Raw genomic sequence first — 14413 nt, forward strand, 5'->3', positions numbered from 1 at the left:
CCGTGGCACGCGGCATGCGCGCCCATTCCACATGGAGCAACACATGGATTCCCTATATTTGATCGCTTCGCCCAATCAGTCCGACCCGGCAGCTTCGACCGGTTTGTCTACCGCTCAGCAAAGCCTTTGGTTCCTGAACCAGCTCGAGCGCGGCGGAGTCACGTACAATGTTCCGTTCGTGCTGCGCTTCTCCGGCCCTCTCGATCCCGACGCGCTGGCGCGCGCACTTGATGTCGTGCAGCAACGGCATCCGGCGCTCCGGTATCGCTTCCCAGGTGCCGACGGGCAGCCATCCGCGCAGTTGAGCGAAGAGACCGTCACGCTGAACCAGGTGGACCTGTCGGGCGATTCGGATGCGGAAGCACGCATTGCCGATCTGCAAAGCGCCGAGGCTCGTCATGTGTTCGATCTCGAACGCGCCGCGCCGATCCGCACAACGCTCGTACGCGTCGCCGATGATGATCATCTGCTGATCGTGATCGTTCACCACATCGTCTTTGACGGCCGCTCCGTACAGGTCTTCCTGAACGAGCTTGCCAGCGCCTATGCGACGCTCGTGCAAGGCGATGAACCCGACGCGTCACCGGTCGATGAGGGGCTTTATTCGGATGGCGCCGCGCTCGATGAGGATCTGGCGATAGGTGTCGAGTACTGGCAGCAGCGCCTGTCGGGAGCGCCGTCCGTGCTGCCGTTGCCGCTCAATCATCCGCGTCCAGCCACACGACAATTCAAGGGCCGGCGCGTTGCCTTCGCCGTGCCTTCCGATGTGGTCGACAAACTGAGGCGCATCGCGAGCGCGCGCAGCGTGTCGCTGTACATGGTTGGGCTGACGGCCTTTGCCGTGCTCATTCAGCGGTTCACGCATGAGAACGACGTGGTGATCGGATCACCGATCTCCAATCGCTACGATCTCGATTGCGAGGACGCCATCGGCTATTTCGTCAACACCCTGCCGAACCGCATCGACCTATCCGGCGCACCGTCCTTCGCCGATTTGCTCGATCGCGTCCGCGTCGCCGTGCTTGAGATGCTGCAGCATTCATACGTGCCGTTCGAGAGGATCATCGAAGCCGTTCAGCCGCCCCGCTCGCTCAGCCATGCCCCGATATTCCAGGTTCAGTTCGACCTGGCCGCCGAAGGCTTCACGGCGTCGTTCGGCGCCGCCCTCGATACGCATTTTTATACGCTCGACTCGTGTAGCGCAAAATACGACCTCAGCCTGACGCTACAGCTCGTCGACGATGGGATGAACGGCGTATTCGAATATGACAGCGACTTGCTCGACGACGCGATCGTGCAACGCATGGGCGACGGTCTCGTGCATATTCTGCAGCGTTTCGCGGCCGAGCCGGATACTCGGATCGACGGGTTCTCGCTGCTGTCGCCGGACACTGCCGCAACGATGCTGACGATAGCAAACGACGGCGCGCATGATCCAGACACGGCGTTCGTGCCGTTTCACCGCGCTTTCGAGGCGGTTGCCGCGTGCGCTGACGATGCCGTGGCGCTGGTCTATTCCGACGCGCGTCAGACCTATGCGTATGTCGATGCGCGCGCAAACGCACTCGCCGCGCGGCTGTTCGATTGCGGCGTGCGCCGTGGCGACCGCGTCGTCGTGTTCCAGCATTACGGTCCGGATGTCATTGTCGCTCTGCTGGCGATCCACAAGGTCGGCGCGGCATTCGTGCCAGTATCACCGAGCGATGCGCGCCACGCGGTGCTCATCGATGATGTCAACCCAGCCGCACTACTCGTCGCCCGCCTGGAGGACGGTGCGGCGCTCGGCTATCATCTCGTTGCAATCGAGGATCTTGGTCGGGACGCAGAGGTGCTGTCCCCCGACCCGGACTGGGGTGGTACGCAAACCGAGGCGGAGGACATCGCATACATAATCTTCACCTCCGGCTCTACCGGCCAGCCGAAGGGCGTGGAAGTGTCGCACGGCAGCTGGATATCGCTGTTCCATGCGTTCGAGGCAGTTTATGGCCGCAGCGAAGTCGGCGTCACCGCCGTATTGCAGATGGCGACCCACACGTTCGATGTGTTCATGAGCGACGTGATACGCGGGCTTGGCGGCGGCGGGCGGTTGATCATGTGCCCGCGCGACAACCTGACCGATCCGGAGGCGCTGTACGCTTTGATCGAGCGTGAGCGCGCGACGATCATGGAGTTCGTGCCTGCGGTCGTGCGTCTGATGATCCAGTATCTCGAACGCACCGGCAAACGCCTGAACGGCCCGCGTACCATCACCTGCGGCGCAGACGTGTGGTTTGTGCACGAATACCGGAAGCTGCGCTCGCTGTGCTCACCGCAGACGCGCCTGCTGAGCGTCTACGGCGTCACCGAAGCCACCTGCGAAAGTGCAACCTTCGAGCCGTGTGACGACTCTTATGAGCCCGAGCGTAGCTTGCCGATCGGCACGCCGCTGCCGAATACCGCAATGTATGTGGTCGACGGCGCGCTGAACCTGGTACCTCTCGGCGTGCCCGGCGAACTCATGATTGGCGGTGGCGCCGTGGCGACCGGCTACCTGAACAGGCCGGAGCTGAGTGGAGAGCGCTTCCCGATCGGTTCATTCGGCGCGGACGGAGGCTTCGTGTCCGATCCGGGCGGCCGGCGATTCTACCGCACCGGCGATCTGTGCCGGCATCTTGCCGATGGAACGATCGAATTTCTCGGCCGGCTCGACAACCAGGTCAAGGTGCGCGGCTTCCGGATCGAACTGGGCGAGATCGAAAGCGTGCTCGCCGACCACCCGGCCGTGCGTGAATGCGCTGTCGTCACGCGGCAGGCGCCCGGCGGCGATCTCGAACTGGTCGGTTACGCTGGCACAAGTGCAAGCGCAGAGGCGCTGCTCGACTATCTGCGCACGCGTCTGCCGGCACATATGGTGCCGCGTGTGATCGTCGTGCTGCCAGCATTGCCGTTGTCGGCAAACAGCAAGATCGATCGTAAGCGCCTGCCCGATCCGGACTGGGCGGCAACCGCGCGCTCATATACGGCACCGCAGAACCCGCTCGAGGCGCGACTCGCGAAGGACTGGGAAGCTCTGCTCCAAACGGAGCGGGTCGGCGTGCACGATAACTTCTTCGAACGGGGAGGTCATTCGCTGCTTGTCACACAGGCTCTCGCGCGCATCCACAGTGCGTTCGGCGTCAAGCTGAAGGTGGCGGACCTGTTCGAGCGGCCGACTATCGCGCAACTCGCCGAACGCGTGATGCAGGAAATGATGACACTGACGCGAGGGCTGGCTGCGGCGGACGTGCCGGAGCCGATTATGCGCGCTGAGGGGATCGAGCGCCAGCGCCTGTCGTTTGCGCAGAAGCGGCTTTGGTTCGCGCAGCAATCGGAGCCGACGTCCGCGTACAATATGCCGGAGATTTTTCGCTTGCGCGGCGCGCTGGATCTGCCGGCGCTCAAAGCCGCGTTGAACCGCGTGATCGAGCGCCACGAGGTGCTGCGCACCCGGTTTACCGCAGCCGTGCAGACATTCACCGACGCTGCCGGCGTCACGCGCAAGGAGCCGCTTGCGGAGGTCGATCCGCCGGCGCATGTCATGCTTGTTGTCGAGCCGCTCGACCGCTCGCAGCTGACCGAACGGCTTGCGCGCGACGTGCAGCGGCCGTTCGCGTTGGATCGTGAGTGGCCGATCCGCGCGACGTTGTTTCGCATTGCCGATGACGAACATGTTCTGTGCGTCGTGCTGCATCACATCGCCTATGACGGCTGGTCCAGTGCGTTGATGCGGCGGGAACTTGCGGCCGGCTATCGCCCGGCTGCCGGCAGCGTATCGGCAACGGCTAAACCTGCACTGCAGTACCAGGACTACGCGGCCTGGCAGCGTGTGCAGACCGAAACGCCGGCCTTCACCGAGCACGTAAATGCATGGCGGGAACGCCTGAGCGATCTGCCGCCTGCGCTGCCACTGCCGGAGCGTGCAAGCGTGCTCGCGACAGACGGCCCTGCCGGCGGTTACGTGCCGTTCGCGTTGCCGGAGGCGTATTCCGTGCAGTTGGGACGGCTCTGCCAGCGCCTGAACTGCACGCCGACGATGGTCGCGCATGCCGCGTTTTCGATCCTGCTGCATCGCTATACCGGTCAGGACGATGTCGTCATTGGCATGCCATTCGCTGGTCGGGATCATGTCGACAGCGAGGCGCTGCTCGGCTTCTTCGTCAACCTGCTGCCGGCGCGACTGCGCGTCGAAGGGCATCAATCGCTCGCCAATGTGATTGCGGCGAGCCGGCGTGTGGTGCTTGATGCTGAGGCCGCGCAGGCGGTGCCTCTCGACCATTTGGTCGAAGTGTTGAACCCTGAGCGCACGCCGGGCCGGCACCCGTTCTTCCAGATAGGGCTCGTCGTGCAAAGCGGGCCGTCTGTCGCGCTCGATATGCCAGGCGTCGTCGTCGAGGAGATCGGATTGGCGTCGAGCGACGTCAAGCTTGACCTGATGCTGGAGCTGCGGGCGATCGACGGGGTGCCGCTTGGCGGCGGCTTCAAATACCGGGCATCGCGCTACGATCGCTCGCTGATCGAAGGGCTCGCTCGGCACTTCCGGGAGTTACTACAAAACCTGCTTGCTGACGCCGACCAGACGGTTGCTAGCGTCGGGATTTTGTCGGCGGATGAATATGACGCTCTGACGCGTGTCAGCAACGAAACGCGGCGCGATTACAGGGATACGAGGGACGTCATCGCACAATTCGAAGCGCGTGTGGCGTTGGCGCCAGACGCCGTTGCGCTCGAGTTCGACGGCCGGCATTGGAGTTATGCACAACTGGATCGGCTGGCGAACCGTCTTGCCAACGAGCTGATTGCGCGCGGCACGACACCGGGCACGCGCGTCGGCCTGTTCACCGGGCGCCACCCATATCTGGTGGCGGGTATGCTCGGCGCGCTGAAGGCGCGGTGCGCGTTTGTGCCACTCAATCCCGAGGATTCGATGGAGGGCACACTCGGTTACACCATCAGCGACGCGGGTGTGAGGCTCATCATCGCGCACCGCGGCCTCGCGGAACGTTGCGAGCCGCTCGGGCTTGCAACGCTGCTTGCCGACGAGTTCGACGACGATACGCCCGCGCCGCCGCCGCGCTGCGTGCGCGAGCCTGAGGACCTGGCCTATGTGCTCTACACCTCCGGTTCGACCGGCCGGCCGAAGGGCGCGATGATCACGCAGCGCAATCTGCACAATACGGCCAACGCATTTGCCGAGTGCGTCGGGCATCACGCCGGCGCGCGGCAATTGCAGTATTTCTCACCCGTGTTCGACGGCGTGTGCGGCGAGGTCTTTCCGGTCCTTGTCAGCGGCGCAACGCTGGTCTTCGCACACACCGGGCAATTGCTGCCCGGCCCCGAACTGCTCGACCTGCTGCGCACGGCGCGCATCACGCACCTGCAGATCACGCCGACCGCACTCAGGCTTTTGCCCTATCGCGATTTGCCGGATCTGGCGGTGATCGTGGCCGCGGGCGAAGCCTGCCCGCTGAACGTCGCGCACATGTGGGCGATGGGCCGGCGCTTCATCAATGGCTACGGACCGACCGAGACGACAATCTACGCATCGGCGACCGACTATTGGGACGCGCGCGGCGCACTGGTGTTGCGGCCGATGGCGAACGTTACCTTCTATGTGCTCGACCGCTACCGGAATCCGGTACCCTCTGGCGTGCCGGGTGAGCTCTACATCGGCGGCGACGGGGTCGGGGCGGGCTATCTGAACCTTGATGAAGTGACCGCGTGTAGCTTCTTGTCGGACCCGTTCTCGTCTGAACCGGGCGCATTGTTCTATAGAACCGGCGACTATGTGATCCGGCAGCCGAACGGTAGCCTCGCCTATGTCGGGCGCGCCGACTCGCAGGTGAAGATCCGCGGCTTCCGTGTCGAGCCCGGCGAGATCGAGGCGCGCTTCAACTCGTTGCCCGGTATCGAGCAGGCGGTTATCGTCACGCCGCTCGACGCGCGCGGCCACCGGGTTCTCATCGGTTATTACGTCGGTGAGCCAGCGGAGGATGTGGTACGCGTGTTGCTCGCGCGGCAGCTGCCCGCGCATATGGTGCCGGAACGGCTGGTGAAGCTGCCCGAGTTGCCGCTGGGCCGGACCGGCAAGGTCGATCGCAAGGCGCTGGCGACCGGGGTTGACGAGCCGATTGCCAGTGAACCGGCAGTCGTCGAGCCGAAGGTCGTCATAGCGGCCACGCCGCCCGTTCGTGCACCATCGAGCGGCAAGAGGCTGCTGGCGCGCGTGAAAGCGATCTGGCAACAGGTGCTTGAACGGGACGACATCGAGCCGGACAGCAACTTCTTCGATCTCGGCGGGCATTCGCTGCGTATCGTCGAGATGCGCAAACACCTTGAGGATGCATTCTCCATGCGGGTCGCGATGACGGATCTGTTCGAGCACCCGACGCTGAGCGGGCTCGTCGCACATCTCAAGCGACTTCAGGTCGACGTCATGGTCGACGACCGGCCCGTCGATGTGCCGGCACCTCTACCAGCGCCCGTCGCCGATGGCGCTATCGCAGTGGTCGGCATGGCCGGGCGCTTTTCCGGCGCGCCCGATCTGCAGGCGTTCTGGGACAATCTGGTTGAAGGCATCGAATCCACGCTGCACTATAGCGATGAGCTGCTTGCCGAATATGGCGCGGATCCTGCGAAGCTCGCGCAATCGGACTTCGTAAAGCTTGGCAATCGGCTTGAGGACGTCGACAAGTTCGACGCCGAATTCTTTGGCTACTCGGCACGCGAGGCGGCGCTGATGGACCCGCAGCAGCGGCTCTTTCTCGAATGCGCCTGGGCGGCAGCGGAAGCGGCCGGCTATGGCGGCGGTGCTGGCGGGCGGCGGGTCGGCGTGTTCGCGAGCGCAAGCACGAGCCATTATCTGCTCGACCACGTCTATCCGCGCCGCCGTGAACTAAAGCTTGAAAACATCCAGTGGCTGCTCGGCAACGGGCGCGATTTTCTCGCGACGCGCACTGCGTACAAGCTCGACCTGTCCGGTCCGGCGGTGACGATCGAGACCGCGTGCTCGTCGTCGCTGGTGGCCGTGCATAATGCATGTACGAGCCTGCTTGCGGGTGAGTGCGAGATGGCGCTTGTCGGTGGCGTATCGATCGAAGCCGAATATTACGGCTATCGGCCGATGCAGGGCAGCATCATCTCCAACGACGGCCGTTGCCGGCCGTTCGACGCGGATGCCAGCGGCACGACGGGCGGCAGCGGCTGCGCGGTCGTCATGCTCAAGCCGCTCGCAAAGGCGATCGAGGACGGCGACCATGTGCACGCGGTCATTCGTGGCTCGGCGATCAACAATGACGGATCGGCCAAGGTCAGCTACACCGCGCCGAGCGTCACCGGGCAGGCCGAGGTCATTGCCACAGCGCTCGAGTGCTCCGGCCTGCCGGCGGAATCGATCGGCTACGTCGAGGCGCACGGCACCGGCACACGGCTCGGCGATCCCGTCGAGTTTCGCGCGCTCGCGACAGCCTATGCAGGCGCCGCGCCATGGCCTGAGGGCCGCCGCTGCGCGCTGGGTTCGGTGAAAAGCAATATCGGCCATCTTGACGCCGCCGCCGGCATCGCCGGCTTCGTCAAGGCGGTGCTTGCTGTCGAACATGATGTGCTGCCGCCGAGCCTGAACTTCTCGCAGCCGAATCCCGAAATCGACCTTGAGGGCAGCCCGTTCTACGTCAACACCGAGCGGCAGCCGTGGCCCGCGTCGCCATGGCCGCGCCGCGCCGGCATCAGCTCGTTCGGGATCGGCGGCACCAACGCACACATTATCGTCGAGCAGCCGCCCGAGCCGTTGCCGCGCGAGCCGAATGACGAGGGCTGGCATGTGCTGCCGCTATCGGCGCGGTCGCCTGAAGCGCTGCGGCGTACGCGCCGCCGGCTCGCCGACCATCTGCGTGCGACGAGCGCGCATCTGCCGGATATCGCATTCACCTTGGGTGCCGGTCGCACGCGCTTCCCTTTCCGGGATGTGCTTGTGTGCCAGACGCGCGAACAGGCAATTGCCGCGCTCGAGGCACCGCTCGCCGTGCCAACCCGCGAGTCCAGTCAGGACCGTCCGGTCGTCTTCATGTTTCCGGGGCAAGGCGCGCAGCATGTTGGCATGCTGAGGGGGCTTTACGAAAGAGAGCCGGTGTTCCGTGATGTGCTGCGCGAATGCGCGGCACTGCTTACCGCGCAAGGTGGCCCGGACATCCTCGGCTATCTGTATCCTGATCCGGCGCGCGAGGCCGAGGCTGCCGCCGCGCTCCGCGAGACGGCGGTTGCGCAGCCGGCCCTGTTCGCGGTCGAATACGCCTGCTCGATGCTGCTGCAAGCGCGCGGCGTTCGACCGAAAGCGCTGATCGGACATAGTCTCGGTGAACTGGTCGCCGCTTGTGTCTCCGGCATCTACACGCCGAAGGATGCGCTGGCGATCGTCGTCGAACGCGGCCGGCTGATGCAGCGCGCCGAACGCGGCGCGATGCTGGCGGTTACTCTCGATGAACAAGCGTGCGAACGCTGGCTAGGCACCGACGTCGAGCTCGCGGCCGTCAATGGCAGCCGCCAATGCGTGCTTGCGGGCAGCATCGACGCGATTGCACGGTTGCAGCTCGCGCTGGCTGAAGCCGGCGTGCAGAGCCATCCGCTGAAGACATCGCATGCGTTTCATTCGCGGATGATGGAGGACGCGGCGCAACAGCTCGAGGTCGCTATTGCGGCAATTCCGGTGCATGCCGGCACGGTTCCTATCGTGTCGAACCGCAGCGGTATCTGGCTATCGCTCGATCAGGCGAACCATGCTGCTTACTGGGCTTCGCATCTGCGCGATACCGTACGCTTTGCGGACGGCATCGCGATGCTGCATGACGAATTGGATGCGCCGATCCTGGTCGAGGTCGGTCCCGGGCAGGCGTTGCGAAACGCACTTCAGTCCGATCCTGATGCATATACGACGACTGGCTGCGGCCGTCATCCGCGCGATCGTGCGGACGATGCGCAGACGTTTGCAAACATGATCGCGGCCCTTTGGCGTCTCGGAGCTGCGCTCGACTGGCAGAGCGCGAGTGGGGACGAGAACGGCCGGCGGGTGCCGCTGCCTACTTATCCGTTCGCACGCGACCGGCATTGGATCGATGCGGAGGGCGCGGAGCTGCGGGCGAGGCCTGCGGTATATCGCCATTGGCGGCAGCTGAGCGGGCAGCGCTGGGAGTACGAACTCGCGCTGTCGCCGACGCTGTGGCTTGTCGACGAGCATCGCGTCTTCGACGGCAAGCCGGTGCTGCCGGGCACTGGCTGCCTGGAACTGGTGCGCGGCGCGTTCGAACGAATGGGCCACGGTTCGCGGATTGAGTTCAGCGACGTATATTTTCCGGCGCCGCTCGTGCTTGACGACGACAGCAGCGTCCAGATCGTCCGTGTCACCTTCCGGAGTGATGAGGGCGGCGCGCAGGAATTCGTGCTCGCATCCGCACTCGTTGGCGATAATGGCCAGCTGACGATCCACGCGCAGGGGAGGATCACCGCGCACGAGCATTCGCCCGTAGTGTCATCCGCGTTTGAGCGCGTTCGCGCGGGTCGTGCGGACACGCTCGCGAACGCGTCGGCACGCCAGTCGCTCGATGAGCGGCTCGGGCTGTTCGGCCCGCGCTGGCACTGCTTCCGCTCGCTCTGGCTTGCAGAGGACGAAGGTGTCGCGCATCTTTCGCTTGCCTCGGATTTCGTGGCGGATATCGGGGCTTTTCCGCTTCATCCCGCGTTGCTCGATATGGCGACCGGCTTCCTGTCGGCGATGGAAAATCGTGGCGCGCGGCTGCCGTTCCACTATGGCAAGCTCAAGATCCATGCGCCGCTGACGGCAGAGCTCTTTAGCCACGCACGCCGCGTGCGCGAGAACGTCTATGACGTGACGCTGTTCGCGGTGGACGATGCCGGTGAAGTCGGGCTGGCTCTAGTCGAGATCGAGGGCTTCACATTGCGCGACGAGCGTGCTGCACCCGACACGGCGGATCGCACCGATCCGACCAGCTGGTGCACGCGGCCGGCGTGGCGGCCGGCGTTGCCTCCGCGGGGCGAACCGATGCCGGAAGGGCCGTGGATAATCGTTGCACGGGGAACCACCGACCCCACGTCGATCGCGACGGCCGTGCCGCCGGGCAGCCTATGGATCGGCGACACCGACGGATACGCTGTGCAACTCGAAGCTGCTGCACAGCCGACGCAGATCGTCTACATCGTCGGCGACAGCGTTCCGCATGGCGCGGGACATCCGGCAAATGCGCTGCTCGGCGATCTGATGCGGCTGTTGCGGGCCGCCGCGCCGAAGGCGCCGCATGGCACGGTCTTGACGCTCGTCACGGCCGGCGCCTGCGCGGTGCTCGCCGACGAGCAACCACGAGCGGCACAGGCGGTGCTGCTCGGTGCGGTGCGAGCCGCGATGTGGGAGTTTCCAAACCTGCGCTGCCGCCATATCGATCTGCCGGTGGGGGCGGGGAGTGCCGATCAAGCTGCGCTTCGTAACGCGCTTGCCCGGCACGATCACCACAACCATTCACCGCTCGCGCCGACCGTCGCGGTGCGCGACGGTGCGTTCTACGAGCCATATTTCCGCTCATTGCCCGCATTTGCAACCGCGCCACGTTTCGTAGACGGTGGTGCATATGTAATCACCGGCGGCCTCGGCGGGATCGGCCTCGCGCTCGCTACGCATGTCGCGACATCCGCCACAGCGCCTTGCTTGTTTCTCGTGTCGCGTTCGGGAGTATCGCACCCGAGTGCCGAAGCATCGATCGCCGCGCTCAGCGCACTTGGCGCGGTCGTGACCGTCGTTCAAGCGGATTGCGGCGACCGCGATGCGTTCGCGGCGGCACTTGCCGATATAAAGAGCCATTGCGGCCGGATCGACGGCGCGATCCACGCGGCGGGCGTCGAGGCGAGCGGGCTCATTCAGCTCGCCGAGTCTGACGCATGGACCTGCGTGCTCGCGCCGAAGACGATCGGCACGGATGTGCTGATCGATGCGCTGCGCGACGAGCAGCCCGATTTTATCCTGCTGTGCTCATCGCTCGCCGCCGTCCTTGGCGGCCTTGGCCAGGCGGATTACGCGGCTGCAAACGCCTATGTCGACGCCTCGGCACAGGCGGCGCGCCGCGAGGGACTACCGGTGGTCGCGGTGAATTGGGACGCATGGGCCGAGGTCGGCATGCGAGTCGCATACGACCGCGCGCATCCGAACCAGGCGCCGATCGACGCGACCAGCGGCTTGCTCAACGCCGAGGGCTGCCGACTGTTCGACATTGCGCTCGCGCATGCCGACGCGCAAATCGTCGTGCACAAGGCGCAGGATATTGAAACGTTGATCCGGTCGCTCGCGAACGAGCCTGACAGAGCCGGGTCGCGCGGTGTTGCATCATCTGCGACAACGGCCGAGCATGTCGCGCCGCGCAACGCGCTCGAGCGGCAATTGGCAGAGCTGTGGCGCGAGTTGCTGGGCGGCGAGCTACCCGGCGTCCAGGATGACTTTTTCGCTCTCGGTGGTCATTCGCTGCTTGGTGCACAGTTGATCTCCCGTGTCCGGGAACGCTTCCCTGAGTGCCTGACGCTTGCCGAGTTTCTCGACGAGCCGACGATCGAACGGATGGCGGCTTCGCTGGGTACCGTCGAGGAAACCGGCGATGCGCCGGATGACGGCATGCGCTACTGCCTCGTTCCGGTGCAGCGTGCAGGCGGAGGCCGGCCGTTCTTCTGCCTGCCTGGCATGGGGGGGAACGTGAACCAGGTGCTGGCGCTTGCGAAGGCGATGGGCAGCGAACGCCCGTTCTACGGCCTGCAATGCCTCGGACTGGACGGCAATGCCGAGCCGCATGGCAGCGTCGAGGAGATGGCGGAGCTCTACATCCGTTGCATCCGTTCGGTCCAGCCGGAAGGGCCGTATTTGCTGGGTGGGCACTCGCTCGGCGGCAAGGTCGCGCTCGAGATGGTACGCCGGCTTGAGGCGAACGGTGAGGTCCCCGGCCTGCTCGCGCTGTTCGATTCCGCAGCGCCGCCCTACTTGCGCTTAGCGACGCCAAGTGATGCGCAGGTGGTCGGTTCGCTGCTGAGTATCTTCGGGCGTTACTCCGGCAAGCCGGTCGAGGTGACACGCGAGACGCTCGATCGGCTCGAAACGCTGGGACATGAGGAGCGGATCCGCTACCTGAAGGATGAGCTGCAATCGCTCGGGTTGATCGACGCGCGCGCGGACGAGGGCAGCATCCGCGGTATCTTCAACGTCTACAAGGCTGCGGCAGCGTTCGGGATGAACTACGATCCGCCGAAGGCTCCGCTGCGTTCGTCGCTGCTGCTTTTCCGCGCCGTTGACTCTATGCCCGCGGGCATCAATCTACCGGAAATCCGGCAGACGCCGGCCTGGGGATGGGAGGACTTCAGCGCCGCGCCGGTCGATTGCCACGACGTGCCGGGCGACCACTTCACCTGCCTGTCGGCGGAGTATGCGGGCGAGATCGCGCGCACGCTGAAACGGCGCCTGGTGGAGTTCGACTGATGGGCACCAAACCGAACCTTACCGACGCGGGCGGCGCGCCTGTATGCTCCGAAGGCGCGGCTTTGTATGCCGCCGGTCGAGATCGCGCGCTGCCGGTGGGGTTCATCCTGTGGATCCTCGCGCTCGACGTGCTCGGCATGGGGCTGGCGATGCCTGTGTTGCCGACGCTGATCGCCGAGTTTGCGACGGTGCCCGCGCAGCGGGTGTCGCTCGTGCTGGGAGCGGCGATCGCGTCGTACTCGGCGACGCAGTTCCTTTTCGCGCCGATGCTCGGCGCGTTGAGCGACCGGTACGGGCGCCGCGTGGTCCTGCTTGTCGCATTGGCGGGCATGGCGGCCAGCAACTGGATGGTCGCGCTTGCCGGCGGGCTGGTATCGCTGCTGATCGGCCGCGCGCTCGGTGGCGCGTCGGCGGCAAACATTGCGACGGTGATGGCCTATATCGCCGACGTCAGCGACGGCGAGCGCCGCACGCATCTCTATGGAAGCGCGGGGAGCGTGATCGCCGTCGGGCTCGTTGTCGGACCGGTGGCGGGCGGCTGGCTCGCGTCGATCAATCCGCACCTGCCGTTCATCGTTGCCGGTGCGCTCGCAGCACTCAATCTGCTGTATGGTTGGTTTTATCTTCCCGAAAGCTTGCGGCAGGAAAACCGTCGGCCGTTCGAATGGCGGAGAGCGAATCCGATCGGCAGTTTGTACGCGCTGTTTCGTAACGGCTCGATGCGTCCCTATCTGCTCGCTGCCATCTGCACATGGTTCGCATATGGCGTGTTTCAGAGTTGTTTCGTGCTGGCCAACCAGGTGCGCTATGGCTGGAACGTCGTTGATGCGTCCTGGGCGCTCGCCGCCTTGGCGCTCGGCATGGCATTGTCGCAGCGCTATCTGGTCCGCCGCCTGACGGCCCATTTTTCAAACCGATGGATCATTTCGATCGGATACGGATGTTGCAGTGTCGCGTATCTTTGCTATTTCGCTGCGTCGTCGCCATGGCTCACTTATGCCGGGATCGCGGCGCAGGCGTTGGGTCTAGTCGCGGAGCCGGCGATGCGAAGCGAGTTGTCGCGTTGTGCCACCGAACGTCATCACGGCGAACTGCAAGGCGGCCTCACATCGATGCTGAGCCTCGTCGGCGCGATTGCGCCTTTGCTTGGTTCCTACGCCTTGACCGTTGCGGGGGGAGGAACGGGCGATCCGGCGACGGTTGGGTGGCCTTTCGTGATTGGCGTTGCGATGTATGCGCTGGCAATTGGCAGTCTTTGGCACACAAATGATTAGCCGGCTACCTAATAAAAATTCCTCGGCATCGGATTTCACCAAAAAATGCTTGCGTTCCGCTCCAGGCGCGACCGCCCCATATGTATTCGGACATGACAGCATTGCGCCTTGGCCAGAATGTTACATCTGGAGATTAAACACCGCGTCAACCGGTGTTCCCCGCCAAATCGCAGACGCATCGGGATCGGCAAACAATAGCCTGAGGTGGCCTATGAGCTGTCCGGCTCTGGGATCGGCCAGGCGATAGATAACGGCGCGGGCTGATCGCTTACCCACGATGATGCCAGCTTCCCGCAACTCGCCCAATTGCTGGGACAATGTCGGCTGATGCACGTCGAGCATGGCTTCCAGTTCGGTTACCGAACGCGCTCCTTCCACCAGGGCACACAATATCGAAAGGCGGACCGGGTTCGCCATTGCCTTCAGGAAATCCGATGCGGCGCCGATGGCGCGGCATTTAACCTTCTGCCGGTCCCTGGCTTCGTGCCTCTCGGCTTTCATGACATTCATCGTGACGTTCTTCATCATGCAGCGTTTGCCGTGAAATAGTTTTCTCTCGACCCGAAAAAGTTTGATCGAAACGTTCTTCGATTGCAATCGGGCTTCCATT

Annotated in this window: 3 protein-coding genes; 2 read left to right on the forward strand and 1 reads right to left on the reverse strand. The window is 64.5% G+C overall.

Annotated elements, in window-relative coordinates; all coding sequences use genetic code 11:
* Window positions 1–43: 43 nt before the first annotated feature.
* On the forward strand, window positions 44–12529 hold the full coding sequence (locus PMI03_RS25180) for a hybrid non-ribosomal peptide synthetase/type I polyketide synthase (RefSeq protein WP_007700263.1): 12486 nt from the start codon (window positions 44–46) through the stop codon (window positions 12527–12529).
* Window positions 12529–13803, forward strand: a complete 1275-nt coding sequence (locus PMI03_RS25185; protein WP_007700266.1) for a tetracycline resistance MFS efflux pump — start codon at window positions 12529–12531, stop codon at window positions 13801–13803. The genes PMI03_RS25180 and PMI03_RS25185 overlap by 1 nt, the downstream gene beginning before the upstream one ends.
* 120 nt (window positions 13804–13923) lie before the next feature.
* On the opposite strand, the gene PMI03_RS25190 is transcribed toward PMI03_RS25185, so the two are convergent.
* Window positions 13924–14400, reverse strand: a complete 477-nt coding sequence (locus PMI03_RS25190) for a metalloregulator ArsR/SmtB family transcription factor (protein WP_234906946.1) — start codon at window positions 14398–14400, stop codon at window positions 13924–13926.
* Window positions 14401–14413 lie beyond the last annotated feature (13 nt).

Source organism: Rhizobium sp. AP16 (assembly GCF_000281735.1).
Taxonomy (GTDB): Bacteria; Pseudomonadota; Alphaproteobacteria; order Rhizobiales; family Rhizobiaceae; genus Rhizobium; species Rhizobium rhizogenes.

What these genes read in the sequence shown, in the direction of transcription:
- PMI03_RS25180 (WP_007700263.1), top strand. Translation starts at nt 44, where the DNA reads ATGGATTCCCTATATTTGATCGCTTCGCCCAATCAGTCCGACCCGGCA.
- PMI03_RS25185 (WP_007700266.1), top strand. Translation starts at nt 12,529, where the DNA reads ATGGGCACCAAACCGAACCTTACCGACGCGGGCGGCGCGCCTGTATGC.